Source organism: Alistipes sp. CAG:268 (genome assembly GCA_000434235.1).
In the GTDB taxonomy this organism is placed as follows: domain Bacteria; phylum Bacteroidota; class Bacteroidia; order Bacteroidales; family Rikenellaceae; genus Alistipes; species Alistipes avistercoris.
Genome location: FR892019.1, coordinates 1 through 25,136, shown reverse-complemented (window position 1 = coordinate 25,136; position 25,136 = coordinate 1). Strand labels below are relative to the sequence as shown.

19 protein-coding genes and 1 pseudogene are annotated in these 25,136 nt (G+C 62.0%); 7 read left to right on the top strand and 13 right to left on the bottom strand.

The features are described from left to right. Positions 1-345 (bottom strand): cation:proton antiporter domain-containing protein (locus QZL63_RS09740; protein WP_290586775.1); only part of this gene is annotated, 345 nt, incomplete at its 3' end. A gap of 268 nt (positions 346-613) precedes the next feature. Here QZL63_RS09740 and QZL63_RS09735 point away from each other — a divergent pair. From QZL63_RS09735 to QZL63_RS09715, 5 genes are read left to right on the top strand one after another with little or no spacing between them, the layout of a single operon-like run. After that, positions 614-1,780: an MFS transporter gene (locus QZL63_RS09735; protein WP_022309116.1), complete on the top strand. Its 1,167-nt coding sequence runs from the start codon at positions 614-616 to the stop codon at positions 1,778-1,780. After that, entirely contained in the window at positions 1,777-2,373 is a 597-nt protein-coding gene (locus QZL63_RS09730) for a porin family protein (protein ID WP_290586772.1), read from the top strand. Before QZL63_RS09735 ends, QZL63_RS09730 begins: the two co-directional genes overlap by 4 nt. A 3-nt stretch (positions 2,374-2,376) precedes the next feature. Then, entirely contained in the window at positions 2,377-3,369 is a 993-nt protein-coding gene (locus tag QZL63_RS09725; protein ID WP_022309114.1) for a PhoH family protein, read from the top strand. A 4-nt stretch (positions 3,370-3,373) separates the two neighbouring features. Beyond that, complete coding sequence (locus QZL63_RS09720) at positions 3,374-4,831, top strand: aminoacyl-histidine dipeptidase (protein ID WP_022309113.1); 1,458 nt, start codon at positions 3,374-3,376, stop codon at positions 4,829-4,831. Beyond that, complete coding sequence (locus QZL63_RS09715; protein ID WP_022309112.1) at positions 4,815-5,918, top strand: diacylglycerol/lipid kinase family protein; 1,104 nt, start codon at positions 4,815-4,817, stop codon at positions 5,916-5,918. The genes QZL63_RS09720 and QZL63_RS09715 overlap by 17 nt, the downstream gene beginning before the upstream one ends. 116 nt (positions 5,919-6,034) lie before the next feature. Here QZL63_RS09715 and QZL63_RS09710 read toward each other — a convergent pair whose 3' ends face one another. The 5 genes from QZL63_RS09710 to ychF form a co-directional block, all read right to left on the bottom strand. Beyond that, the gene (locus QZL63_RS09710) at positions 6,035-7,090 is read right to left on the bottom strand and encodes an aldose epimerase family protein (RefSeq protein ID WP_022309111.1); all 1,056 of its coding nucleotides are present in this window, start codon (positions 7,088-7,090) and stop codon (positions 6,035-6,037) included. A gap of 2 nt (positions 7,091-7,092) precedes the next feature. Beyond that, entirely contained in the window at positions 7,093-8,628 is a 1,536-nt protein-coding gene (gltX, locus tag QZL63_RS09705; protein WP_022309110.1) for a glutamate--tRNA ligase, read from the bottom strand. Between the two features lie 33 nt (positions 8,629-8,661). Continuing rightward, positions 8,662-9,645 carry a hypothetical protein gene (locus tag QZL63_RS09700; protein WP_022309109.1) on the bottom strand — a complete coding sequence of 328 codons (984 nt, stop codon included), beginning with the start codon at positions 9,643-9,645 and terminating at the stop codon, positions 8,662-8,664. 95 nt (positions 9,646-9,740) lie between these two features. Beyond that, positions 9,741-10,469 (bottom strand): SIMPL domain-containing protein, encoded by a 729-nt coding sequence (locus QZL63_RS09695; protein ID WP_022309108.1) that lies wholly within the window; start codon positions 10,467-10,469, stop codon positions 9,741-9,743. Positions 10,470-10,514: 45 nt separating this feature from the next. Next, positions 10,515-11,615, bottom strand: a complete 1,101-nt coding sequence (gene ychF / locus QZL63_RS09690) for a redox-regulated ATPase YchF (protein WP_022309107.1) — start codon at positions 11,613-11,615, stop codon at positions 10,515-10,517. A 421-nt stretch (positions 11,616-12,036) separates the two neighbouring features. On the opposite strand from ychF, the gene QZL63_RS09685 reads away from it, so the two are divergent. Further along, positions 12,037-12,582, top strand: a complete 546-nt coding sequence (locus QZL63_RS09685; protein ID WP_022309106.1) for an RNA polymerase sigma-70 factor — start codon at positions 12,037-12,039, stop codon at positions 12,580-12,582. A gap of 126 nt (positions 12,583-12,708) precedes the next feature. Here the strand turns inward: QZL63_RS09685 and QZL63_RS09680 are convergent, their stop codons facing one another. The 7 genes from QZL63_RS09680 to QZL63_RS09650 all read right to left on the bottom strand — a co-directional run bounded on the left by QZL63_RS09680 (position 12,709) and on the right by QZL63_RS09650 (position 24,624). Further along, on the bottom strand, positions 12,709-13,878 hold the full coding sequence (locus QZL63_RS09680; protein WP_022309105.1) for an FN3 domain-containing metallophosphoesterase family protein: 1,170 nt from the start codon (positions 13,876-13,878) through the stop codon (positions 12,709-12,711). A gap of 144 nt (positions 13,879-14,022) precedes the next feature. Then, entirely contained in the window at positions 14,023-14,916 is an 894-nt protein-coding gene (locus QZL63_RS09675; RefSeq protein WP_022309104.1) for an endonuclease/exonuclease/phosphatase family protein, read from the bottom strand. A gap of 31 nt (positions 14,917-14,947) precedes the next feature. Next, positions 14,948-15,949: a BT_3987 domain-containing protein gene (locus tag QZL63_RS09670; protein ID WP_022309103.1), complete on the bottom strand. Its 1,002-nt coding sequence runs from the start codon at positions 15,947-15,949 to the stop codon at positions 14,948-14,950. Positions 15,950-15,968: 19 nt separating this feature from the next. Beyond that, entirely contained in the window at positions 15,969-17,780 is a 1,812-nt protein-coding gene (locus QZL63_RS09665) for a RagB/SusD family nutrient uptake outer membrane protein (protein WP_022309102.1), read from the bottom strand. Positions 17,781-17,793: 13 nt separating this feature from the next. After that, on the bottom strand, positions 17,794-21,060 hold the full coding sequence (locus QZL63_RS09660; RefSeq protein WP_290586768.1) for a TonB-dependent receptor: 3,267 nt from the start codon (positions 21,058-21,060) through the stop codon (positions 17,794-17,796). Positions 21,061-21,229: 169 nt separating this feature from the next. Beyond that, positions 21,230-22,486, bottom strand: coding sequence for a FecR family protein (locus QZL63_RS09655; protein ID WP_290586763.1), 1,257 nt, complete (start codon positions 22,484-22,486; stop codon positions 21,230-21,232). A gap of 140 nt (positions 22,487-22,626) precedes the next feature. After that, positions 22,627-24,624, bottom strand: coding sequence for a glycoside hydrolase family 97 protein (locus QZL63_RS09650; RefSeq protein WP_022309099.1), 1,998 nt, complete (start codon positions 24,622-24,624; stop codon positions 22,627-22,629). 241 nt (positions 24,625-24,865) lie between these two features. On the opposite strand from QZL63_RS09650, the pseudogene QZL63_RS09645 reads away from it, so the two are divergent. Beyond that, positions 24,866-25,136: pseudogene (locus QZL63_RS09645) on the top strand (hypothetical protein); the annotation flags it as partial.

Genomic DNA, 25,136 nt, shown 5'->3' with positions numbered 1-25,136 from the left:
GGCCAGAATGCCGAGACCCAACGGGACGCAGAAGGTATATAGTCCGAAAATGAGGCTGCGCCAGCTGTTGCGCCTGAAGTCGGACATATCCATGTCGAGGCCCGACAGGAACATGATGTAGAGGAGTCCGGCCGTTCCGGAGAGGATGATGCTGCTGTCGCGCAGCACGAGGTTGAGCCCGTGGGGGCCGATCACCGCACCGGCGATGATGAGTCCCAGCAGGTAGGGGATCTTGAGTTTGTTCAGGATGAGGGGCGCGGCGAGGATGATGACCAGAATGAGCAGGAACTTCAGGATCGGGTCCTCGAGCGGCAGTGTGAAATCTATGTGTGCGAGCAGAAACATCGTGTGGCGTTTTTGTCGAATATACAAAGATAAGAAAAATCGGGATACGGACAAGAGCCGCTGCCGAAAATCTTCCGGAGAACACTCCTTCGCCGGCCTTCCCGGCCTGTGCCCGTACCGCCGCTGTCCGGTTCCCGTTCCGGTTTCGGAGCGTCTGCCGCATCCCGCATGTTGCGGTGGAAACAGCGAAAAAATCGGCGCCGAACGCTTGCTTTTCGCCAAAAAAACGTAACTTTGAAAAATTAAAGAGAAGAGACGACTCGAGCCTATGGGTACGGACAAGGTGGACAAACGGCTGCTCGGTCCCGTTCTGGCGGGATTTTTCATCATGGGGTTTTGTGACATGGTAGCCCCCATTACGGGACGTATCGCCGCTGAACTGCCGCCCGACCGGCAGCAGCTGGTCAGCTTCCTGCCTACGATGGTCTTCCTGTGGTTCCTGGTGCTGTCGCTGCCGATCGCCGCGGTGATGAACCGCATCGGACGCAAGGCTACGGCGCTGGCGGGCTATGCCTTCACCGTCGTCGGACTGACGGTCCCCTATGCGGCCGGGACAGGATGCGCTCCGGTGTGGTACTTTGTCGGTTTCGGCCTGCTGGGCATCGGCAATACGGCCATCCAGGTGGCCGTCAATCCGTTGCTGGCCACCAGCGTTCCCGAGTCGCGCATGACGAGTTATCTGACCGTCGGGCAGATCTTCCGCAATACCTCGCTGCTGCTGTTGGCCCCCGTCGTGACGGCGCTGACGGCCTGGACCGGTTCGTGGAGGCTGCTGTTGCCGCTCTATGCGGGGCTGACCGTCCTCGGCGGCATCTGGCTCCAGTGTACGGCGGTCACCGATCCGCCCCGCCGGCAGGGTGCCGGCACCGGGCTGAAGGAGTGCCTGCAGCTGCTCCGTCATCCCGCCGTGCTGATCTCGACGCTGGGCGTCGCCTGCTTCATCGCCGGCGATGTGGGCATCGGCTACCTCTCGGTACGGCTCATCGACGACCCCTCGTCGATCCTTACCACCACGGGCTTCTACGCCTGCCGGATCGTCGGCACGCTCGTCGGGGCATGGGCGCTGGTCCGGGTCACGGATACGAAATACCTCGGCTGGAACATGGCCCTCGCACTTGTGCTGTGCGTGGCGCTCTTCTTCCTGCGCAACGATGCGGCGATCTATGCCGCGGTCGGCATCCTGGGCTTCGCCATGGCCTGTGTCTTCGCCACCTTCTATGCCGTGGCGACGCGCGCCGTGCCGGAGCGGGCCAACGAAGTGGCCGGGCTGATGATCCTGGCCATCTCGGCCGGGGCGGTCTCCGGACCGGTCTGCGGTGCGATCATCCGCATGACCGGAGACCCGCACCGGGGTATGTTTTTTGTCGGAGCCTGCATCTGCTACATGCTGTGGGCTTCGTGGTATGTAACACGTTTGAACGCAAGAAAGAGATGAAACGAACGATTCTTTTGACACTGCTGTTGGCCGCCACGGCGTGGGGAGCCATGGCCCAGCGTCCCCGCACCCGGGTGGAGTGGGGCGTTATCGGAGGCATCAACGTCCCCGACTATACGACCAACATGAAGGCGACGGAGATCCGCAACAAATGCGGCTGGCAGGCGGGTATCGTCACGGCGGTGAACCTCGGCGCCTTTGCCATTGAGCCGCAGATCCTCTACGTGCGCCAGGGCCTCCGCATCCGTCCCGAGGGGAGCGGGGAGCTGAACCTCAAGTCGAATTCGATCGACGTGCCGGTGCTCGTGTCGCTTCGGCTGCTCAATCCGGTCCGGATCTATGCCGGCCCCGTCTTCACGGTCATGAACGACTGCAAGCGCAAGGACGGCGGTGACCTGCTCGACTTCGGCCGCGTGCGCCCGACGATGTCCTATACGGTGGGTGCCGGCGTGGTACTCCTGCGTCACCTGCTCATCGACGTGCGCTACAACGGCCAGTTCCGGGCCAAGCATGAGGTCGTGCTGCCCGACGGCCGCCAGCTCGACAAGCTCCGTTCGTACAACGTGGCGCTCAGTGTCGGATATCTGTTTTAGCCTATGACGGAGAGTGTTTCGAAGGAGGTGCTGATCGAGGGGGTCGATCCGCGCGAACTGTACGGCCCCCAGGATGCCTATCTGGAGCAGATCCGGGCGCTGCATCCGACATTGAAGATCGTCGCCCGGGGCTCGTCGCTCAAGGTGCTCGGAGCCGAGTCCGATACGCGGCGTTTCGCCGCCCACATGGAGGGGCTGGTGGCCTATTACCTCAAATACGGACATGTTTCGTCGCAGGTCATCGACCAGTGCTTCTCGGGCGGCGTGATGCCCGATGACGGGCCGGTGGACAAGGATGTGATCGTCTACGGCAATAACGGCAACATCGTCCGCGCACGGACCGTGAACCAGCAGCGGCTGGTCCGGCTCTACGACAGGAACGACCTGCTCTTCGCCGTGGGCCCCGCAGGCTCGGGCAAGACCTATACGGCCATTGCGCTGGCCGTCCGCGCCCTCAAGGAACGGCACGTGCGGCGGATCATCCTCACGCGCCCGGCCGTCGAGGCGGGCGAGAAGCTGGGCTTCCTGCCGGGCGACATGAAGGAGAAGCTCGACCCCTACCTGCAGCCGCTCTACGATGCGCTCAACGACATGATCCCGCCGGTCAAGCTTCAGAAGTTCCTCGAGGAGGGCACCGTGCAGATTGCGCCGCTGGCCTACATGCGCGGGCGGACGCTCGACAACGCCTTCGTCATCCTGGACGAGGCGCAGAACACGACCCTCTCGCAGATCAAGATGTTCCTCACGCGCATGGGCCGCAACGCCCGCTTCATCGTCACGGGCGACGTGACGCAGATCGACCTGCCGCGCAAGAGCGACAGCGGTCTGGTGCGTGCGATGGAGATCCTGCGCCGCGTGGAGGGGATCGGCATCGTGGAGTTCGACAAGCGCGACATCGTGCGGCATCCGCTGGTGAAATACATCGTCGAAGCCTTCGACCGCAGTGCGGGGGCCGAAACGGAGAAAAACGAACAGTCAAACATCAAAAACGAATAACTCTATGGACAGAAACTTGACGGCGCTCAAGCCGGCGCTCGTATGGAAGCATTTCGCGGAGATCGTCCGCATCCCGCGCCCCTCGCACCACGAGGAGGCAATCCGTCGCTACGTGCTCGATTTCGCCCGTTCGCTCGGCCTTGAGGCCTCGGAGGACGAGGCGCACAACGTCCTGGTTCGCAAACCGGCGTCGAAGGGGATGGAGAACCGCAAGGGGGTCATCCTGCAGGCGCATCTCGATATGGTACCGCAGAAGAACAACGACAAGACGTTCGACTTTCTGACCGACCCGATCGATGCCTACATCGACGGCGAGTGGGTGACGGCCGACGGTACGACGCTCGGGGCCGACAACGGCATCGGCGTGGCGGCGATCCTCGCCGTGCTCGAGGACGATACGCTCGAGCACGGTCCGCTGGAGGCGCTCTTCACCGCTACCGAGGAGACCGGCATGGACGGTGCCTTCGGTCTGCAGCCCGGCGTGCTGCGGGGTGAGATCCTGCTCAACCTCGACTCCGAGACGGAGGGCGAGCTCTATGTCGGCTGTGCCGGCGGTCTGGACGCCAACATGACGTTGCCTTACGGCGAGGAGCCGACCCCTGCGGCGGGATATGCTGCTGCCCGGCTGACGGTCAAGGGGCTCAAGGGCGGACACTCGGGCATCCAGATTGTCTGCCAGCGTGCCAACGCCAACAAGGTGCTGTTCCGCTTCCTGAATGCCGCGCCGTGCGAGCTGCTGCTCTGCTCGGTCGATGGCGGCGGACTGCGCAACGCCATCCCGCGCGAGGCCGAGGCGGTCGTGCTGGTTCCCGAGGCCGGCTATGCGGCCTTTGCCGAGGCGGTTGCCGCCTATGAGAAGACCATACAGGAGGAGTTTGCCGGCATCGAGGACGGAGTGTCGATCCGCGTCGAGCCGTGTGCGCGTCCGGAGCGGATGCTGCCCCGCGAGGCGGCGATGCGCCTGATCCGTGCCGTGGTGGGCTGTCCCGACGGCGTGCAGCGCATGTCGATGGCCATGCCCGGGCTGGTGCAGACCTCGTCGAACCTGGCCCGTGTGGTCTCCGACGGCTCGGCGGTCAGGATGCAGAGCCTGCTGCGCAGCTCGGTGCGCTCGGAGAAGTTCGCATTGGGCGAGGCCATCACGGCGGTCTTCGCACTGGCCGGCGCCACGACCGAACTGACGGGTGCCTACGACGGATGGAACCCCGACATGCAGTCGCCGATCCTGAAGGCCATGACCGCTTCCTACGAGGCCCTCTACGGCCGCAAGCCGGCCGTGACGGCGATCCACGCTGGCCTCGAGTGCGGCATCATCGGCGGGAAATATCCCGGTCTGGACATGATTTCGTTCGGCCCGACGATCAGCTACCCGCATTCGCCCGACGAAAAGGTCGAGATCGCCTCGGTGGCCAAGTTCTACGATTTCCTGGTTCACACGCTGCGCAATGTCCCTGAAAAGTAGCGCGGAGGAGCAGCGGACGAAGTGGTTCGTGATCGTCAATCCTACGGCCGGAGGCGGCCGCGGGCTCGATCACTTTCCGCAGATATCCAAGCATCTGCGCGATGCCCATATCCTCTGCGAGCCGGTCTTCACGGAGCATAAGTTCCACGCTACGGAGCTTACCGTGACGGCCGTGCGCGAGGGCTACCGCCACATCATCGTCGTCGGAGGCGACGGTACGCTGCACGAGGTGGTGAACGGCCTGTTCATCCAGCAGGAGGTTCGTCCCGAGGAGGTGCTGCTGGCCGTCATTGCTGTCGGTACGGGCAACGACTGGGTCCGGACGTTCGGCATGTCGGACCGCTACCAGCATGCCGTGCGGGCCATCGCCGAGGGGTTCACCTTCCTGCAGGACGTCGGGGTAGTCTCCTACGAGGAGTCGCACTACCGCCAGAGCCGCTACATGGCCAACGTGGCCGGCGCCGGTTTCGACGCGCACGTGGTCCAGCGGCTTTCGCACCTCAAGAAGAAGGGGCACAAGAGCCGCTGGCGCTATACGTGGTGCCTGATCCGGAACTTCTTCCGCTACAAGCCGACGGGTGTGAAGGTGTGGGTGGACGGACGGCTGGTCTACAACAACCTGCTGCTGTCGGCCGCCGTGGGCATCTGCAAGTTCAACGGCGGCGGCATCCAGCAGTTGCCCGAGGCGGTTGCCGACGACGGCATGCTCGACCTGTCGCTGATTCGTCCGGTGCACTTCTGGCACCTGCTTTTCCGGTTCCACTACCTGTTCAACGGCGGCATCTACCGCATCCGTCACATCCTGCAGGAGCGCGGCAGCTGCATTCGCATCGAATCGTCGCCCGAGGTGGGTGTCGAGGTCGATGGCGAACCGCTGGGCCATACGCCGCTCGAGTTCTCGATCCTGCGCCAGGCGATCCGCATCGTTGTGACGCGCGAGTTCTACGAACAGCATGTCGGGATTCCGGCAGACCGCGCGGCCGGCGAGGTTCCGGGTGCACGGGATCGTCGGCGCCGCCGCGCGGAGCGCAATCCGTCGCTGGCCGCCGCTTCGGCCATGCCGCAGGGAGAGACCCCGGCAGTCTGATTCCAATGCCGGATTCAAAAGAGAAAGGAGCGATCGCTTAGCGATCGCTCCTTTCTCTTTTTGCCGCATTCCATCGGCTTCCTTTACGGGGCAGGCGGCCCCTCGGACTCTCCCCTTTAGCAGACGCCGAAGCGGAAGACGATCTTCTGGCAGTAGGTCTCACCCGGACGGAGCAACGGCGAGGGGAATTCGGGATGGTTCACCGCGTCGGGGTAGTTCTGGCACTCCATGGCTACGCCGTCGTAGTCGGCATAGCGGCCCCCGGTCTTCGTCTCGGGGCATCCTCCGGCCAGCCAGTTGCCCGTATAGATCATCACACTCGGCTGCGACGAGAGCACCCGGACGCAGCGGCCCGACTTCGGGTCGCGCAGTTCTCCGACCTCGCCCAGGATGTTGGGCTTCCAGCCGTCGATCACGAAGGGGTGGTCATAGCCCTTGAAGTCGCGGATGTGGTTGAATTCCGAATCGATTCCGGGGCGGAACGGGCGGAACGAACGGAAATCCTGCGGCGTGCCGGCCACATCGAGCAGACGCCCCGTGGGGATCTGCCGCTCGTTCATCTCGAGCGCCTTCGAGCTGTTGAGACGCAGTTCGTGGTCGAGCACCGAGCCGCTGCCGTCGCCTGCGAGGTTGAAGTAGACGTGGTTGGTGAGGTTCACTACCGTCGTCTTGTCCGTGCGGGCGCGATAGGTGATTTCGAGGGCGTTCTCGTCGTCGAAGTCGAAGACCGCCTCGACGCACAGTTCGCCCGGATAACCCTGGTCGCCGTCCTCGGAGACGAGGGTCATCACCACGCGGTTCGTCTCGACGCGGCTCTCCCATACGCGGTTGGCGAAGTTGTTCGTGCCGCCGTGGAGGTGGTTCACGCCGTTGTTCACCTCGAGGGCATACTCCTCTCCCTCGACGGTCATCCGCCCGAAGGCGATGCGGTTGGCGCAGCGGCCCACGCTCTTTCCCGAGGCGGCTCCGTCGTGGAAGTAGCCTTCGGGATGCCTGTATCCGAGCACGACGTCGGCCATGCGGCCTTCGCGGTCGGGCATCGTCACCGAGACGATCGCAGCCCCGTAATTCGAGAGCCGCACCTCTGCGCCCCGGTCGTTGCGCAGCGTGTAGAGGACGATCGCTTCGCCCTCCGGGGTCATGCCCCAGACATGTTGTTCGATCTGTACCATATTCATTCAGCGGGTTTCAGGTTGTCGAGCAGGTAGTCGATGCGGCGCAGCGTCTCCTCGCGTCCGATGAACTCCGTCACGTCATACATGCCGGGGCCCTTGCCGGCGCCGACGAGCGCCAGACGCAGCGTGTTCATCACCTGTCCCATGCCGTAACCCTTCTCCTCGATCCAGGCGTGCACGATGCGCTCGGTGTTCTCCTTCGAGAAGTCGTCGATCCCCTCCAGCACGCCGCGCAGTTTGCGGAGAATCGCCGGGTTGTCACCCTTCCAGTATTTGCGGGTCTGTTTCTCCTCGTACTGGGTCGGGGCGATGAAGAAATAGGAGGTCAGGTCCCAGAGGTCGGTTGTCAGCTGCGCCCGCTCCTTCATGATGCCTGCGGCCTTGCCGGCCACCTCGTCCGAGACCTCGATGCCGTGCTCGCGCAGGATCGGCTGGTAGACCTCGGCCAGTTCGGCGTCCGTCTTGCGGTGCATGTACTGGGCGTTGAACCACTTGGCCTTGTCGGGCTGGAAGCGGGCTCCCGACTTCGAGACGCGCTCGAGCGAGAAGTTGTCGATGAGCTCCTGCATCGTGAAGAGCTCCTGCTCCGTGCCGGGGTTCCAGCCCAGCAGCGCCAGCATGTTGATGAAGGCCTCGGGGAAGTAGCCGTCCTCGCGGTATCCGCGGGCGGTCTCGCCCGTTGCGGGAGATTTCCAGAAGAGCGGGAAGACGGGGAAGCCCATCTTGTCGCCGTCGCGCTTCGAGAGTTTGCCTCCGCCCGTAGGCTTGAGCAGCAGGGGCAGGTGGGCGAACTCCGGCTGGCTCTCCTCCCAGCCGAAGGCCCTGTAGAGCAGGTAGTGCAGCGGCAGCGACGGCAGCCACTCCTCGCCGCGGATGACGTGCGAGACCTCCATCAGGTGGTCGTCCACGATGTTCGCGAGGTGGTAGGTGGGCAGGGCGTCGGCCGACTTGTAGAGCACCTTGTCGTCGAGCGTCGAGGTATTCACCTCGACATGGCCGCGGATCAGGTCGTCCATGCGGACGATCTCGTTCTCGGGCATCTTGAAGCGGATGACCCACTGGTCGCCGCGGTCGATGCGTGCGCGGACTTCCTCGGCCGGAAGGGCCAGCGAGGTGGCGAGCTTTTCGCGCACGGCGTAGTTGTAGGCAAAAGCCTCGCCGCGCGCTTCGGCCTCCTTGCGCAGGGCGTCGAGCTCCTCGGCCGTGTCGAAGGCGTAGTAGGCCCAGCCGGCCTCGACCAGCTGGAGGGCGTACTTGAGGTAGATCTCGCGCCGTTCGCTCTGGCGGTAGGGGGCGTGCGGGCCGCCGACGCCGACGCCCTCGTCGATCTCGATGCCGCACCAGCGGAGCGACTGCATGATGTACTCTTCGGCTCCGGGGACGAATCGCTGCGAGTCGGTGTCCTCGATGCGGAGGATCATCGTGCCGCCGTGTTTGCGTGCGAAGAGGTAGTTATATAATGCCGTGCGGACGCCGCCGATGTGCAGCGGTCCGGTGGGACTGGGTGCGAATCGCACCCGAACGGGTCTTTCCATCGCAGTTCTCTATTTTTTTGTTCTGTATGTGTCTCAAAGATTGTAGTCAAACACCAGCCAGGCCGCCAGCGAGTCGCGTTCGCGGAAGTGGGCTTCGCTCCTTTCGCGCTCGAAGCGCGAGCGCTCCACGAAGTCGGGATCGAGCAGTTCGCGGGCGATGTCGCCGTAGAGCGTTTCCTCGCGGTTGTGGCGCTCCTCCTCGTCCTCGCGCCAGTAGTCACGGATCGAGGCCGGTACCTGCTGGTAGAGCTCGAAGTAGTTCACGCGGTTGCCGTCGATGACGAGTTCCGAGACCGAGTAGTCGAACCAGTATTTCTCGACCAGTTCGCGGATCGGCAGCCCGGGCCGGTCGGGGAACATGTTGTAGCCGATGTCTCCGTCCTGGATGTCCCAGATGCTGTATTGCATCCAGGTCGTGATCCGGGTCGGGGCGCGGAGCCCCCGCTTGAATTCGAAGTTGTTGTGGCGTGCGGCGCTGAAATCGTCGAAGCCGTGGGCCCTGTCGCGCAGGAAGAGCCCGAAGCGGCCCTCGATCCGGTCGATCGGGCCCTTTGTCGGCGCGATCTCCAGCACGACGCGGGCCGTGCCGTAGGTGCTTTCGCGCGGGTCGATCGAGAGCAGCCGTACGGAGACGTAGCTCTCCGGCCGCAGCGAGTCGAGGAAGTGCCGCCAGTGGGCGATCAGCCCCGGTATCCGCTGCGCCGTTTCGCCGTATCGCTCCTCCCATTCCGCATCGGCCTGCTCCCGGAGCCGGTCGCGGACCCCGCTGTCGGAGAGGCTGTCGAGGAACGTCTGCAGCGCCTCGTATGTCAGGTCGTTGGCCCGGGCCTTCTCGACCGTCGAGGCCGTGGCGCGGAAGCGCTCGGCCAGCGTGACGGCCTCCTGGTAGTCGGGATTCTTCTTCAGCAGGGCATTGACCTCTTCGAGCGGAAGCTCTTCGGAGACCGAACGGTTTTCCGGACCTCCGCAGGCTGTCAGGAGCAGTGCGAATCCGGCGAGCAGGGCTTGGGGTTTCATGATTCGGGCTTTTGGTGTGGTTGGACCGAAGCGGGTTGCTGTCAGTCAGCTGCGGCGTATCCGCTCCGGCGTTGATTCATGTTCATAGTCCGGCTCTATTTCACCCGATACTCGATGCGCATCGTGATGCGGGCCTTTTTCTGGCGCGATGCCGTGTTGAACGATCCGCCGGCCGAGAACTCCTCGTTCGAGTTGGCGCCGGTGATCTGGAACACGCCCATGCGGGCCGAGGCCACGCGGCCGATCTTCGTGCCGGCATTTCGGGCGATCTTCTCGGCGCGCATGCGGGCGTCTGCCGAAGCGGTCTCGATGAGCCCCATCTTCACGTCGTCGAGCTTCGTATAGTAGTAGTCCGGGGCGTAGGCCTCGATCGACACGCCCTGGGCGATGAGCGACGAGATTTCGCGCGAGATCGTCTCGACCTTCTCCACTTCCGACGATTCGACCGTGAAGCGCTGGCTGAGGCGGTAGCCCGTAAAGCGCTGTCCGGCCCAGTTGCCGTTGGCATTGAATACCGGGTCATACTGCTTCTCGACATTCACGAAGGCGAATACGACCGCCTCGTCCGGAAGTCCCTTTTCGCGGAGATACTGCTGCACCTTGGCTTTGCTCTTCTCGATCTCGGCATATCCTGCGGCGACGTTCTGTGCTTCGGAGGTGAGGTTGCCCGACCAGACGATCAGGTCCGACGTGAATTCCGTTTCGCCCAGTCCCGTCACGAGGATCGTGTCCTGTGCGCGGTATTTATAGGTGTAGGCGCGCCCCAGCACGCAGGCGCAGACAACGGCCGCAACGGCGATCCAGATGTACTTGGCGTTTTTCATGGCAGTATGGTTTTAAAGGTTCGTATTCCGGTACAGGGCCTTGGGTCAGACGTTGAACAGGAAGTGCATGATGTCACCGTCCTGAACGACGTACTCCTTGCCCTCGATGCCGATCTTGCCGGCGTCGCGGCAGGCCTTTTCGGAGCCAAGAGCCACATAGTCGTCGTACTTGATCACTTCGGCGCGGATGAATCCCTTCTCGAAGTCGGTATGGATGATTCCGGCCGTCTGCGGGGCCTTCATGCCGCGGGCATAGGTCCACGCGCGCGTCTCGTCGGCTCCGGTGGTGAAGAAGGTCTCGAGGTTGAGCAGTCGGTAGGCCGCCTTGATCAGCCGGGCCACACCCGACTCCTTGAGGCCCATGTCCTCGAGGAACATCTGGCGCTCCTCGTAGCTCTCGAGTTCGGCGATGTCGGCCTCGGTGGCCGCCGCGATGACGAGCATCTCGGCCTTTTCGTCGGCGATGGCCCGCTTGACGGCCTCGGTATAGGCATTGCCCGTGACGGCGCTCTTTTCGTCCACGTTGCAGACATAGAGCACCGGCTTGTCGGTCAGCAGGTTCAGGTCGGCAACCAGTTTGCGGTCCTCCTTCTCGAGTTCGACCGTGCGGGCGCTGAGACCCTGCTCCAGCACCGACTTGTATTGCAGCAGCAGCTCCACGGCGCGCTTGGCGTTCTTGTCGCCGCCCGACGTAGCCTGCTTCTGGGTCTTGGCGAGCCGGTTCTCGATGGTTTCGAGGTCCTTGAGCTGCAGTTCGGTGTCGATGATCCCCTTGTCGCGCACGGGGTCGATCGACCCGTCCACGTGGGTGATGTTGCCGTTGTCGAAGCAGCGGAGCACGTGGATGATCGCATTCGTGTTCCGGATGTTCCCGAGGAATTTGTTCCCCAGCCCTTCACCCTTCGAGGCGCCCTTGACCAGTCCGGCGATATCGACGATCTCGATCGTGGTGGGAATCACCCGCTTGGGGTTGTCGATCTCGGCCAGCCGGATCAGCCGCTCGTCGGGTACGGTGATGACGCCCACGTTGGGGTCGATGGTGCAGAAGGGGAAGTTGGCCGCCTGTGCCTTGGCGTTGGACAGGCAGTTGAAGAGGGTCGATTTTCCGACGTTCGGAAGACCCACGATGCCGCATTGAAGTGCCATTATGCTCGAATCGTTAGCTGTTCGTAAAATATTTTCCGACAAACCCGTCGGAAAGACCCACAAAGATACGAATTTCTTTTGACAATGCCAGCAACGGGATGCGTTTGCTCGTTTTCCTTCCTATATTTTGCTCCGCCCTCCGTCGGTCTTCCGGTTTTGCCCCTTGCGGCAATTTCCGTACCTTCCCGATACCTTCCGCAGCCCGGGTTTCCTTGAGCGGGGTAGTGCCGGAGGCGTGTTTTCGGAGCCGAAAGTCTGCGGCGGGGGACTTGTTGTGTCTTGAAAGAGTGGGGCGTACCGAATCGAAATTAAGATGTCATTGAAACGCAATCCTCCGGATGCTGGGGTTTTTCGGAAAAATCACTATATTTGGAAATGGATTCGGAGGACTTCGGTTACTCGGATCGCCCGGATTGAAAAAATGGAGAACCAGGATGCTCATTCGGCCGATTTCCGGCAATTCTTTCTGACGCATTACGAAACGTTGTGCGTCCGGGCTTTCCGGCTGGTCCACGACCGAAAACTCTCCGAGGATATCGTGCAGGACGTCTTCCTGATGTTGTGGGAGCGGCGTGAGGAGATCGACTTCTCGCGTCCGGTGCTGCCCTATCTGATGACGGCCGTACGCAACCGGAGCATCGATTTCCTCCGCAGCCGCAAGTCGCACGGCGACGGAACCTGCGGACTCGATACGCTTGACGGATATGTCCGCCGTCTGGTAGCCGACCGTTGCGAGGATGAGTTTGACCTTTTGCAGCTCCGGCACGAGATCGATGACGGCGTGTCGCAACTCTCCGAGCAGTGCCGGCGTGTCTTCCTGTTGAGCCGGGAGACCGGACTGAAAAACCGCGAAATCGCCGAGCAGCTCAACATCAGCGTCAAGGCCGTGGAGAAGCATATCGGCGTAGCCTTGTCGAAACTGCGTCTCAGGTTGAGCCGCAGCGGTTTCTTCAGCCTGTTCCTCTGACCGCTTGCTCTTTTTCGCAGGTGTGCCGTCGGTTCCTGCGGTGTCACTTTCTGCGGTGTCACATATGGCAAGGGCCCGATCTTGCGGTCGGGCCCTGTTTTTTTAGGCGTTGCGGATCGTCCGCTTTTATTTCAGGGGAAACTCGTGCGAGTGGGTCACCGTGCCGTCCGGTCCGTAGATGCGGGCCGTGATCCTGCCGTCGCCGACGTCGCACTTGAGCAGGCTCGCGTTGTCGTTCACCAGCACCGGGAAGCGGACCTTGTCGTTGGCCGGGTGGAACGAGTAGCGGTGTGTATGTCCCGACAGCATCACGTCGATGCCGGCCTCGTTCAGAATCGGCAGGAACAGCTCCTCGAGATGGATGTTCCCGTGCCAGGTGCCGTTTCCGAGCGGGATGTGCAGCAGTACGATGCGTGCCGAGGCGTTGCGGAACTCCTCCGAGGCGACCGTCCTGCGCAGCCAGGCGGCCTCCTCCTCGCGGTATGCGTCGTAAGCTCCCAGCCCGCCGTATTCGATATCCGAGTCGGGCTTGTCTTCCCCGCAGTCGAGCATGAGCACCGCAACCGATCCGGCCATGTAGAGCCCGTAATAGTTGCCCCCGACCTTGGGGAAATATTGCTGCAGAAAGTCGGCGTAGATGCCGCGCGTCTCGTGGTTGCCGCGGTTGTAGAGAATCGGTGTCTCGGAGGCAAAGGCCCCGACCGAGGCGTCGATGAAATCGCGGTAGAGCTGCTCGGGACTTTCGGTGCTGTTCGACATGTCGCCGTTGAAGGCTACGAAGTCGATCCGTGTAAAGTCGATCGGGCTGCAGAGTCCGGCCATGTATTCGGCACGTCCGTGGATGTCGTTCAGCACGACGAACGAAAGGTCGCAGCCCGACGTGGGGAAGGTTCTGAATGCAAACGGCTGGCGCGAGTAGACGTTCGAGGCTGCGATGTCGCCGTAGTAGACCCTGTCGTTGTATTTCCACTCGCGCACCTCCTGCGAGAAGATGCGGTAGCGGTATTTCGTGTCGGGACGGAGCCCTTTCAGGCGGATGCTGTGGAGCGTCTTGTGGGCCTGCTTGCGCCCGGCTACGGTCTCGTAGCGGCGTTCGTGTTCCACGGCGTAGAAACTGCGTCCGTCGTCCTCGGCCACCTCGACCCACGAAAGGGCGGGTTTGCTGGTGGCCCAGACTACCGTGACGCCGTCCGAGGTCAGGTCGCAGAGCCAGGGGCCGTGCGTGATCTTGAAATCCTGCGCCATGAGGGTCGTACACGCGGCCAGGGCCAGGATCGTCGATAGGATTTTTTTCATGTTTGTCCGGTTGTTTGGGAGTTTTCCGTTTGGGGGCAGCCGGTTCGGGACGGCCCCGCAGCAAAGTTAGTAAAAATCCGGACCGACCGTTTGCCTGGCGGCCGGTCCGGACGTTGTGCGCCAAAGCCGGTTTTCGGCCCGGGATCACTCTTCCCCTCCGTCGTCTTCGCCGGAGATGTCCTCTTCGGTCTGGAAGCGGATGTCGGCGATCACGGGACGGTGGTCCGAGGCATCGACGCCGTCTACCTGCTGGTCGGCGCGCGACACGACCTGGTAGTTCTGCACGCCGAAATGCTCGATCGGGGCGTACATGATGTAGTCGATCTTTCGGTCGGGGTTGTCCGACGGGAAGGTGTATTGATCGATGGTTCCCGTGTTCGTCAGGAACGAGGTCATCGTGGCGATGACGTTCGAACTGGGGATGGCGTTGAGGTCGCCGCCCAGAATCAGGTCGCCGATGAGTTCCGTGTCGCGGATCCGGCGCACCTCGGTAGCCTGTACCATGCGGCTTGCGTCGCCGGAGAGGTGATCGAAATGCGTCGAGGCGACGTAGAGGTCCTTGCCGTCGATCTGCACGCGGATGACGCACAGCGAGCGGTCCTCGCCGGGTTGTTCGGCGGCGCAGGGCAGCGTGTAGCTGCGTTTCTCCAGGATCGGGTACTTCGACAGCACGGCGTCGCCGTATTCGCCTCCGTCTCGGTCGATGGCCTTCGAGAAGTGCCACTCCATGCCCAGCTTCTCGGCCAGGTCACGGGCCTGGTGCACCTCCTTGCCCGAGCGGTTGGTGAAGACATCCACCTCGTTCAGGGTCACGAAGTCGGGATCCTGGCGGCGGATCACTTCGGCCAGCGCGTCGAGGTCGGCCGCGTTGCTCGGGTTCGTGGCGCGGGCGCCGTAGATATTGTAGGTCATGATGCGGAGGGTCTTGCCCTGGGGCGGGATGACCGCCTTGTCCCCGTTGCGGTCGTTGTAGTTGTCGTCGTTGTCGCAGGCAGCGGCCAGCAGCAGCAACGCTCCCAGATATGCCAGTCGTTTCATTTTTCGGTACTTTGGTTGTTCGTTATGCTTGTCAGAATGCGCGGATGTCGGCGATGCTCGTCTGGTACATGTCGGCCTGCGTGGCGGTCACCGTGATGCGGAGGTAGCGTCCCGACGCCTTGTGGTCGAGGAACACCTCGTTCTCGATGCGGTTCTCGACGGAGAAGGTGCCTGCTGCCGTCCACTTCGCGTTGTCGTCGCTCAGCTCGACATTGAAGATGCGCGGGTTGCCGTTGTCGCGCGGCGTGTCGCTCTCGAACGGGGTGGCGCGGCCGCGAATCCGGACTCCGTGGATCTCGTTCGTTTTGCCCATGTCGATCACCACCCAATGCGGCGGACCGGGCTTGGCGTTGCGCCATTGCGTGCCCCAGTAGCTGTAGGGCGAGTCGTCGATTACCGACACGGCCTTTCCGTTGTCGGGCAGTTCGGGATAGTCTGCCTGCGGTTCGGACTCTTCCGACGAGAAGGCTGCAATGCTCCATCCCGAACGGTCGATCATCGGGAAGGGATTGGCCGAGTAGGTGCCGTTGATGCGCAGATAGGCCGTCCGGAGCGATTCGTTGATCGGTACTTCGGGCGATACGCTCTCGATCTGTATGGGCAGCAGGAAGGTGCCGACACCGTCGAAGGCTGCGGCGTTGATGCCGATGGTCACCGGATCGGAGGTGTATTTCCCGTTGGGGATCGTCGTTTCGAGCGACTGGGTCGTATAGCTCCCCTCGAGCATCATCGGATAGTCGGTCTGATGCGCCGTGTTGTAGGTTTCGACCAGCTCCGGGGCGATCCGGAACTTGACGCGGATGTCGTGTCCCGGGTTCTTGATGCAGCTCAGGTTGGCATGGATGCGGAAGGTGGTGTCGCGCTCGAGCGGAAAAGTCAGCGCGCTCTTCGAGTCGTCGTCCACGGCATTGACCGTGTAGACCGTCGTGTAGCTCTCGGGCCTGGCGACGTTCATGTCGTCGCTGATGGGGTTCTCGCAGGCGGTGAAGAGTAGGCCGCACGCAAGCAGGGCCGTATATCTGGATTGGTTCATGTCTTTCTGTTTTTCGTGTTTACCATCCGGGATTCTGTACGATCTGCGGGTCGCGGTTGATCTCGGACTGCGGAATGGGGAAGAGGTAGAATTCGGGGCGGAAGACCCGGGTTTCGAACACGGTCCGCTCGTAGAAGGCCTCGTCGGTGAAGCTGTTGCCGGCATCGACGTTCATGCCGTAGAACGGTCCTGCATCGGTCTGCTCGGCGATCAGCCAGCGCCGCGTGTCGAAGTAGCGGAGTTGCTCGAAGCAGAGCTCGATGCGGCGCTCCAGCCGGATCTGTTCGCGCATGAGGTCCGGCGAGAGTCCCGACTGTACGGGCCCCAGGCCTCCGCGCTCGCGGATCTGGTTGAGATACTTCTCGATGTCGGGATTCCCCGGATCGTATTCGTTGAGTGCCTCGATGTAGTTGAGCAGCATCTCGGCGTAGCGCATCATCAGGAACGGCCGCTTGATGTAGTTGTTGTTCTTGGGGTTGGACGAAGGCGAGACATTCTTGATGGCGATATAGCCCGAGCGGGGATAGTCCCACGTGCCTTTCTTGCCCGAACCTCCCGAATAGTAGAGCTGGATGCGGGTCTTCTGGTCACCGATCCAGTAGGCGCCGTTGAAGCAGATGTTCACATAGAAACGCGGCTCGCGATTGACATACATGTTGCGTGTTCCGGCCGGGGCGAATACCCATCCGGTCTCGGCATCCTTGTAGGCTTCGGTCGAAAATCCGGTCTCCTGCTGAGGGGTGATCGCCGAGCCGTCGGCCATGCGGAACGCATCGACGAGCTGCTGCGTGGCGCCCATGCTCTCGTAGCCGCTGAACTGCCGGGGAGAGGCGGAACGCTCCCAGCCGCTGAGGCTGTTGGCGATCCGGACCATCATGACTTCGCAGTTCCAGTTCTCGAGGAATACGTTGCGGCACGACAGGTAGGGATCGATCGTCCCGTCCTTGTGATATACCTTGTAGAGATCGAAGATTCCCAGGTCGATAACGTCCTTGGCGGCCTGTGCGGCGCGCTTCCACTTCTCCGCGTCGTACGAGGTGGCGAACAGGTGCTTGCCGTCCTTGTTCACGACGTTGGCATAGGCCGGGTTGCCGTTGAACTGCGGGCTTGCGGCCAGCAGAAGCACGCGGCTCTTCAGCCCCATGCACATGGCCAGCGTGGCGCGTCCGTAGTCCTTGTCGGCCTGCGCGGTGAAATGGAGCGGCAGCCGCTTGTTGTCGATGATGTCGTCGAGTTCGCTCACGATGTAGTCCACGCACTCGTCGTAGGAGCTGCGGGGCAGGTTCATCTTGACGTCGTCGCGGTCGAGGTCGCCGGGAAGCACCTCGTCTCCCAGCAGCACACAGGGACCGTACTGGCGCAGGATGTTGTAATAGAACCACGCGCGCAGGAAGCGGGCTTCGTTCTTGTACTGCTCGACCACGAGCGGGCCGCGCGTCGGGTCGTTGAGCATCTCCTGATTCTCGCCGATGTGCTGGATGAAGTAGGTGGCCGAACGGATGCCGCGGTAGAAATGGCTCCAGAATTCGTAGTAGTTCGACGAGGCACTCCAGTTTCCGAGGTTGATTTTGAAGGAGTTGTAGTCCTCACGGTCGTAGGTGACGTCGAGGTCGTCCGAGCAGGGGTCCCACGGAATGGGGCTCGTGCGGTGCGACTCGTCCTTGATGTAGCCGTATACCGTGGCGAGGTATTTCTCAGAGTAGGTGGTCCGTTGGAAGACCTGTTCGATGGTGATGCGGTCGTCGGGAACCTGATCGAAGAAGTCGTCGTTGCAGGCGGTCAGGCAGACGGCGGCCGAAGCCAGTGCAAGCAGTGTTATTTTGAGTTTCATGGCCAATCGGTGTTTAGAAGTTGAAGTTTACGCCCAGACTGACGGAGGCGATGTTCGGGTAGCGGGCGCCGCGTCCGTCTCCGAGTTCCACGTCCCAGATCTTGAACGAGCTGAACGTGAGCAGGTTCACGCCCTGGATGAAGACGCGGGCATTGTCCAGGTGGATCCGTTTCATCCAGCGGTCGGGCAGTCGGTAGGAGAGTTCGATGTTCTTCAGGCGCAGGTAGTCGGTATTTTTGAGCCACCACGTGCTGGTCTCGTAGTTCATGTTGATGTTGCCGATCGAGAGGCGGGGGTAGAAGACATCCTGGCTGGGATTCTGTTCGGTCCAGCGGTCGGTGATGTTGCTCAGCAGGTTGCCGCGGCTCGAACCCTGCGAGAAGGGCAGCACGCCCTCGCCGCTGAGCATGGCGTCCACGTGTGCGGCGCCCTGGAACATGGCCGTGAGCGAGAGGTTCTTCCAGCCTATCGAGAAACCGAAGCCGTACATGATCTCGGGGACGCTGCCCCAGCCGATGGGCACCTTGTCGTACTCGTCGATCTTGCCGTCGCCGTTCACGTCCTTGTACTTGATGTCGCCCGGACGGGTGTCGCCGGTCTGCATGGGCGATGCGGCGATCTCCTCGTAGCTTTCAAACAGCCCGAGGGCCACCAGCCCGAAACGCTGTCCGACCTTGTTGCCGATGGTGCTCTGCCACGGATAGGCTGCCGTGCTGTCGTCCTCGAGCACCTTGTTGCGGTTGAACGAGTAGTTGCCCATCAGGCTCAGCGACCAGTCGCCCCACGAGTTGGCATAGTTGATCGAGAATTCGACACCCTTGTTCTCGACCCTGCCGATGTTGCCGTAGGGGTTGTTGATCATTCCGACGTAGGCCGGGATGCTCGAGCGGCGGAGGTAGATGCCCTCGCGCGACTCCTTGAAGTAGTCGAACTGGAAGTTGAGCTTGTTGTTCAGCAGGCGCATGTCCACTCCGATGTCGGTCTTGTCGGCCACCTCCCACGTCACGTCTACGGCATATTCGTTGATGGCCGTCGTGCCGAAGTTCTGGTCCATGTTCTTGCCGAAGGTATAGCTTGTCGAACTGCTGTCGGTGACGGTGGCCAGATAGGCGAACCGTCGGCCGCTGATCTGGCTGTTGCCGACCTGGCCCCACGTTCCGCGGACCTTTAGGTACTGGATGACGCCTGTGAGCGGCTCGAAGAAGGACTCGTTGGAGATCACCCAGCCCAGACCCATCGACGGAAAGAACCCGTATCGGTTCTTGGGGGCGAAGTTCTCCGAGCCGTTGTATCCGAAGTTGAATTCGGCGAAGTAGCGGTCGTCGAAGCCGTAGGTGAAGCGGCCGGCCAGACCGCGGAAGCGGTAAGGCAGGGCCTCCTCGACGTTGGTTGCCTTCGTGTTGATCTCGTCGCTCTGGTTGAAGAGCAGCATGCCCGACACGTCGTGACGCCCGAAGGTGTTCTTGTAGTTGAGCGCCGCCTCGAGGTAGATCGTGCGGTCACCCTTGGCGCTGAGGCTGTAGGCGAGGTTCTCGGTGCCCTGCCGGGTCTGCTCGTAGATCAGGTTGCCGTTGGCGTCGCGCCCCGTGGCGTGGTAGGTGTTGGGCGACTTGGTGAAGCGGTTGCTGGTGTAGTTGTAAGTGTCGAACGAGAACATGCCCGTGATCGACAGCCCCTTGCAGAGCTGCTGCGTGACGCGCAGGTTCGAGTAGACCTGGCTACGCCACTGGTTGGCATAACCCGTGGCGCCGAGCTCGGCTACGGGGTTGAGCCCTCCGCCCGAGAAGGCGCCCAACTTGCCGTCGGGATACATCGGGGCGATGTAGGTGGGCTGGGTGAAGTAGGCCGATTCGAAGATCGTGGCCTGCGACGAAGCGGGGTAGTTGGCATTGGCCAGGTATCCCTGGATGCCCAGCTTGATCTCGGTGGTGCGAAACGGATTGAGGGTCAGGTTGGTCGTGACGTTGTACCGGCGGTAGTAGGTATTCGAGTTGTAGTCGGCCAGCTTCGTGTCCTTGTACATGCCGTCCTCGTCGTAATAGGCCAGTCCGATGTAGTATACGGCCTTGTCCGATCCTCCCGACACATTGACGTTCGCCGAACGGTTGTGGCTGTAGTCGCGCAGGATCTCGTCCATCCAGTCCACATTGGGGTAGAGATAGGGGTCGGCATGCGTGCGGGTCTTTTCGATCACTTCGCGGCTGTATAGCGTACCGCCGCCGCGCGTTGTCGAGGCTTCGTTCGACATCTCCATGTAAGTGGCGCCATCGACGAAGTCGGTGATTTTCGTCGGGGTCGTGATGCCCTCGGTGTAGCGTACGGTGAACTTCGGACGTCCTTTCAGACCGCTCTTGGTGTTGATGATGATGACGCCGTTCGCTCCGCGCACGCCGTAGACGGCCGTGGCCGAAGCATCCTTGAGGATCGAGAAACTCTCGATATCCTCCGGATCGACGTTGGCGAACGAGCGGGGCACGCCGTCCACGAGCGTCAGCGGTGCACTCATGCTGGCCGTCAGGGTCGAGATGCCGCGGATGTAGATGTCCGCATCGTCGAATCCCGGCTCGCTGGTCCTCTGTACGGAGACCAGACCGGCGACACGGCCGGCGAGTCCCTGCGTGAGGTTGGCGGCCGGCACCTTGAGTTCATCGACCTGGATGCTCTGCTGCGAGCCGATGACGCTGATCTTTTTCTGTACACCGTATCCGACCACCTCCACGGCATCGAGCAGGGCGTCGTTCTGTTCGAGCACGACGTCGAGCAGGCCGCGTCCGGCGACGGCCACATCCTGGGTCTTGTAACCCACGTAGCTGAATTCCAGTACGTCGTCGGGCAGTACGTCGATCAGGTAGTTTCCGTTGATGTCGGTGGCCGTGCCGATGTTGGGCCGCTCCTTCACGAATACCGTCACGCCGATCAGGGGCTCGCCGCTGTGATCCTTGACCGAACCCATGACGCGCAGCGTGGTCTGCTTCTCGGCTTTACCCGCTGCTGCGGCCTTGCCGATGACGATCTGCCGTCCGGAGAGTTTCCAGGTGTTCTCCGTTCCGGCGAAGAGCACTTCGAGCACATCCCCGACGGTTTGGTCCGAGACGCTGATCGACACGCGGCGCGAGGCGTCGAGGATGTTGTCGTAGTAGACGAAAATATAGTTGCTTTGGTCTTCGATGCGCGAGAATACCTCCTTGAGAGGGACATTCTGCAGGTTGAGCGAGATGCGTGCATCCGGGGCGGACGTCTGTGCGGCGACAGAGCCGAACAACCCGATTGCGGCCAGCAAAAACAGGACTTTTATCCGTAGCAGACGGGATAATTGCTTATTATCGGGTACAGGGGTCCCGATATTGCCATTTTTGTTGTACATTTGCAATGAATTGAAGTTTAGAATAGGGTAATTTTTAGATTTCATTTCGTGCCGGGCCGTGTTGGGGGACACTGCCCGGCTTTTTTCAACTCGGGTCGTGATTTTCCATAGGCATTCGGTTTGGATTGTTGTCGTGTTCCTTTCGTGCATTTTGTGCCGAGCAGAGGCTGAATCCCGTCTCGGAGGCCCGGAACCGGATCGGGGCCGTGAGCGAGAGGACCCGCAGCACCTCGCCGGGATCGTCGTTGAGTTCGAGTTTTCCCGAGATGGTCATGACGCCGACTTCGGGGGAGCAGTCGAACGTCCGGTTGTAATATCGGGCAAGCCGTGCGAGCACGTCGGAGAGCGGCGTGTTGTCGAAGCGGTAGTATCCGTGGATCCAGCTGATATAGTCTTCGGCGCGAACCTTGCGGATGCGGAACGTGCCGGCGGTGTCGAGCGAAGCGCGCTGGTCGGGCTCGATCCGGATGCCGCGCTCGGGGGCGCCGGTCGGTGCGACGCTTACCGAACCCGACCGGAGCACCACCTCCTGGGCCCTGTCACGTCCGTAGGAGGAGACGTAGAACCGGGTTCCCAGTACGCGGATGTCCATTTTTCCGGTGTGCAGGGTGAAGGGCCGTGCGGCGTCGTGGGCCACCTCGATGTAGATTTCGCCTTCGGCGTAGATTTCGCGGCTGTGGCTGTCGAATGCCGACGGGTAGATCAGCCGTGACCCGGCATTCACCCACACGCGGGTGCCGTCGGCCAGCGTCAGGGTCGTTTGCTTGCCGTAGGGGACGAGCAGTTGGTTGAATGCGGCCACCTCCTTTTTGGTGATCGGTTCGCGGGCGTCTTCGTTGATGTGGATCTCGGAGGCGTCGTAACGGATCGAGGTGCGTTTCTCCTCGAGCCGCACCGTCTTCTGTTCCGAGAGTACAAGCTGTACCTCCTTTTCGGTGTATGCGGGAGCCTCTGTCGCCCGGGCAAACTCCCGAATGTCCGGGATCTGTTGTTCCGCCCTGCCGCGGAGGAAGAATCCGGTAACCAGCAGTATGCTGCAGGCAGCCGCGCAGGCGATCCCGACGATGCGCCGCCGGAGCGGTCGGTTTTGCCGGAGGGGCAGAGGGGCAGGGAGCTTCGCCGGGGTGGCGACCCGTTCCGTGAAGCGGCGGTAGGCTGCTTCGGCATCGAAACAGGTGTCGGTCAGGTGTTCCTCTCCCCATGCGTCGTAGGCGTCGAGATAGTTGCGGCGATGTTCCTCCGAGGAGCGGAGCCAGTCGAGAAGTTCGGCCTGCTCGGCATCGGAGAGACGCTCGCCGTCGAGGTGGCGTGCGATCAGGTGGTCGATATGTCTGTTTTGCATGTTCATCTATTCTATTCACGGATCAGCGGGCCGAACCCCTACCTTCCCGGCTGAAAAAAGATTCCGATCCGCCCGAAACGGAGCGGGGAGCTGCAGCCTGCGCCGCAGCTCCCCGCCGTATCCGTGCCGGATCTTCCCCGTTACCGGTAGATTCGGGCGGCGAACCCGCCTCCGGGAGCCATCTTCACCGTCAGTTTCTTGTCTGCGGGCAGCATCTCCGTCCGCTTTACGTAGTCGCAGGCGGCGCGGTGGGCGTTCCTGCCGTCGCTGAAGCTCTCGACCTTCCAGCCGTCACCCTCGAGGAACGAGAGGTCGAGCACCACTTCGCGCGCATCCCAGTTCGTCAGCGCCCCGACATACCATGTGTCGCCCGACTGCCGGGCGATGGCGATCCGTTCGCCGAGTTTTCCGTCGAGAGCTTCCGTGCGGTCCCAGACGGTCGGCACGGAGGCGATGAAGCCGAAGCATTCGGGCTCCTTGAGGTAGTTCGACGGCGAGTCGCAGAGCATGTTGAGCGGCGATTCGAAGACGATGTACTCGGCCAGCTGACGGCAGCGGGTGCCCTGGCTCATCGGCTCCGTATTGACCGGACGGTAGTTTCGCCGCGTGGCGTTGCGCATGGCGCCCTGCGTGTAGTCCATTGTCCCGGCGACCATGCGGATGAAGGGCATGGTGACGTCGTAGGTCACCTGATCGACCGTCTCGGGCGACCACTTCATCTGTTCAAGGCCGAAGACCCCCTCGTAGTTGATGACGTTGGGCCACGTGCGGTTGAGCCCCGTCGGCTTGAAGATGCCGTGGAAGTCGAGCAGCATGCGGTGCTCGGCGCAGACGTGTGCGGCACGGTGGAGGAAATCGACGATCTTCTGGTCGTCGCGGTCCATGAAATCGACCTTGAAGCCCTTGACGCCCATCTCGGCGAAGTAGCTCACGACGCGCTCCATGTCGCGGTCGAAGGCGTGGTATCCGGCCCAGAGGATGATCCCGACATTCCGCTCACGGGCGTACGACACCAGTTCGCGGAGGTCGATTTCGGGTACCACCTGCATCAGGTCGGCCTTCTTGTTCACGGCCCAGCCCTCGTCGAGGATCACGTATTCGATGCCGTTCCGCGAGGCGAAGTCGATGTAGTATTTGTAGGTGTCGTTGTTGATGCCGGCCTCGAAGTCCACGCCGTAGAGGTTCCAGTCGTTCCACCAGTCCCATGCCACCTTTCCGGGCCTGATCCACGAGGTGTCCCCGATCCTGGATTCGGGTGCCAGGCGGTAGACCATGTCGTTGTCGAGCAGCTCGCGGTCCTCCCGGGCGACGATCACCGTGCGCCACGGGAAGGCTCTGCTGCCGACGGTCGAGGCAATGTATCCTTCGCGCTCGCGCACGAGCATTTGCAACCGGTTGTGTCCTCCCTGCTCCTCGCGCTTGGGGTAGGGGGCGAAGACGCCGCGCAGTTCGGGCGTTTCGCCGTTGCCGCGCAGGTAGAGGCCCGGATAGCCTTCGAGGTCGGCTTCCGTGATGACCAGTTTGTAGCCGCCGTCCAACTCGACGAGCGCCGGAAGGAAGATCAGCCTTCCGGGGTTGAGTTCCGTGATCGGGGCCGTAGTGTAGGTGTTTTCGAACGAGTTGAAGAACTGACTCTCGAAGTCGAACTCCTTGCCGCGTGCGACGTAGGGTACGACGGCCCGGCAGTCTGAGGGGAAGGTGAAGGCGACGCATTCGTCCTCGACGCGGAGCGTGCCTTTGCGGTCGGTGGTGAAGCGGTAGGCCAGTCCGTCGTCGTAGAGGCGGACGATGAGGCCGAAGTCTCCGCGGAACGAGAGCGTCAGCTGGTTGTAACGCTCCACGACCCGGTTTTTCTTGTAGAGGGGCGAGGCGATCGTCTGATCGACGGAACTCTTTTTCGTCCGGACGACACGGGCGTTTTGTCCGAGTACTTCGCCACCTTCGAGGGTCATGGCGACGGGCGACGGGGCGAGCAGCGGGGTGTCGCCGGCATCGAGCCTGAGGCGGATTTCGTCGCCTACGGTGACCGTCGTGCGGAGGTTGCCGTCCGGAGAGGAGAGCGAATAGGTTTTCTGTGCCGCGAGAGTCGCGGGGATGCAGGCCAGGCCGAGCATCAGCAGAAGCGGTTTGAGGTTCATGGTCGGTTTCGGGATAAGTGTTCTGTGATTCAAACAAAATTAAGCAAAAAAAGCGAGATTCCCATCGGATGCGGTCTTTTGGGACTGCTGTTCATTTTATTACACGGACAATCGGAGCCGTACCCTACGTCACGGCGTCGTTTTTCGGCCCGAAAATCGGATGTTTCCGAAAAAACGCCGCTGCGGGAGGCCGTGTGTTCCTGAATTTTTTCCTATCTTTGGAGGCAAAATGAATACGGCTATGGATTTGACAGGTGTGCAGCAGGCTTTGCAGGAACTGACGCAACTGGTTGATGGCTGGAGTGCATCCGGCCGAGTCGATGCTTTGGAGCGCGACCTGGCGCTCGAGAAGTTGCGCCGGGTGTACGATGCCCTTCGTTTCGCGCCTTCGGGCGATGCACTGCCGGAAGTTCCGGCAACGGCGGAACCGGTGGGGGATGTCGGGGCGGAACCCGTTTCCGAAGCGTTCGAAATGCCCGAGGCGCTGGATCTGGGCGAGGTGTTGTCGCTCG

What these genes read in the sequence shown, in the direction of transcription:
- QZL63_RS09715 (WP_022309112.1), top strand. Translation starts at nt 4,815, where the DNA reads ATGTCCCTGAAAAGTAGCGCGGAGGAGCAGCGGACGAAGTGGTTCGTG.
- QZL63_RS09650 (WP_022309099.1), bottom strand. Translation starts at nt 24,624, where the DNA reads ATGAACCTCAAACCGCTTCTGCTGATGCTCGGCCTGGCCTGCATCCCC.
- QZL63_RS09730 (WP_290586772.1), top strand. Translation starts at nt 1,777, where the DNA reads ATGAAACGAACGATTCTTTTGACACTGCTGTTGGCCGCCACGGCGTGG.
- gltX (WP_022309110.1), bottom strand. Translation starts at nt 8,628, where the DNA reads ATGGAAAGACCCGTTCGGGTGCGATTCGCACCCAGTCCCACCGGACCG.
- QZL63_RS09710 (WP_022309111.1), bottom strand. Translation starts at nt 7,090, where the DNA reads ATGGTACAGATCGAACAACATGTCTGGGGCATGACCCCGGAGGGCGAA.
- QZL63_RS09695 (WP_022309108.1), bottom strand. Translation starts at nt 10,469, where the DNA reads ATGAAAAACGCCAAGTACATCTGGATCGCCGTTGCGGCCGTTGTCTGC.
- ychF (WP_022309107.1), bottom strand. Translation starts at nt 11,615, where the DNA reads ATGGCACTTCAATGCGGCATCGTGGGTCTTCCGAACGTCGGAAAATCG.
- QZL63_RS09670 (WP_022309103.1), bottom strand. Translation starts at nt 15,949, where the DNA reads ATGAACCAATCCAGATATACGGCCCTGCTTGCGTGCGGCCTACTCTTC.
- QZL63_RS09675 (WP_022309104.1), bottom strand. Translation starts at nt 14,916, where the DNA reads ATGAAACGACTGGCATATCTGGGAGCGTTGCTGCTGCTGGCCGCTGCC.
- QZL63_RS09685 (WP_022309106.1), top strand. Translation starts at nt 12,037, where the DNA reads ATGGAGAACCAGGATGCTCATTCGGCCGATTTCCGGCAATTCTTTCTG.
- QZL63_RS09700 (WP_022309109.1), bottom strand. Translation starts at nt 9,645, where the DNA reads ATGAAACCCCAAGCCCTGCTCGCCGGATTCGCACTGCTCCTGACAGCC.
- QZL63_RS09720 (WP_022309113.1), top strand. Translation starts at nt 3,374, where the DNA reads ATGGACAGAAACTTGACGGCGCTCAAGCCGGCGCTCGTATGGAAGCAT.
- QZL63_RS09655 (WP_290586763.1), bottom strand. Translation starts at nt 22,486, where the DNA reads ATGCAAAACAGACATATCGACCACCTGATCGCACGCCACCTCGACGGC.
- QZL63_RS09735 (WP_022309116.1), top strand. Translation starts at nt 614, where the DNA reads ATGGGTACGGACAAGGTGGACAAACGGCTGCTCGGTCCCGTTCTGGCG.
- QZL63_RS09680 (WP_022309105.1), bottom strand. Translation starts at nt 13,878, where the DNA reads ATGAAAAAAATCCTATCGACGATCCTGGCCCTGGCCGCGTGTACGACC.
- QZL63_RS09665 (WP_022309102.1), bottom strand. Translation starts at nt 17,780, where the DNA reads ATGAAACTCAAAATAACACTGCTTGCACTGGCTTCGGCCGCCGTCTGC.
- QZL63_RS09725 (WP_022309114.1), top strand. Translation starts at nt 2,377, where the DNA reads ATGACGGAGAGTGTTTCGAAGGAGGTGCTGATCGAGGGGGTCGATCCG.